Below are 719 nucleotides of genomic sequence, written 5' to 3'. Positions count from 1 at the left end.
CAGACGTTACCGAACAAGAAGATTTCCATCGCCGGGAAAGCTTTCACAACCCAGACTTAGTTGAATTATTCCAATGGGACGAGGCAACGTTCTTAAAAAATATGGAAGGTTCTGCTATCCGTCGTATCGGTCACGAACAATGGCTACGTAATATATCTGTCGCACTTGGTAATGCAGAATACAGCCAACGGGTGATAGACGCACTTAATGCGCGACTTGGTGAAAGTAAATTACTGGATGAGCACATCGAATGGGCACTTACCCAGCAGCTCAACCATATCCCTTCTGTAGATGCAGAACCGATTGAGACGAAGAAAAAGCGTTTAATTAGAATTGTTGAGAAAGGCTTACCTAGGGATGCCTAGTGCGTAGCCTATATGCAAGAGATTGAAAACACTTTTTGCATGCTCAATACATGACCCTGTTCTCAATTCTGTAATGTGGAAAAAAATTCTAGATTTGATTAAAAATGGGTTGCAAAAAAAAGTTAAACACAACCTGAGTAAATGACTAGGATCAAAAAAAGACAAGGTTATGATCGTATTTTAACGTATTCGATCCGATGAAATAATACATTTAACCTTAAATAACAACAAGTTAAGACCAAATCACCAGCAACCAAGACTTCCTAAAAAAGAAAAGATCTTTCTTTACCCATCAAAATCCTCAAGCTAAAAACACTTTATCAACCAACTTATCCACAGAACGTTATATGTGGA

General features: G+C 38.4%; 1 pseudogene. It reads left to right on the top strand.

Going from position 1 to position 719, the window contains the following annotated elements:
• Positions 1-365: pseudogene (locus R7Z50_RS27220) on the top strand (tRNA epoxyqueuosine(34) reductase QueG); the annotation flags it as partial.
• Between the last annotated feature and the right edge of the window lie 354 nt (positions 366-719).

Source organism: Vibrio sp. 1249-1 (assembly GCF_033340495.1).
This window is presented reverse-complemented; position numbering and strand designations above follow the sequence as displayed.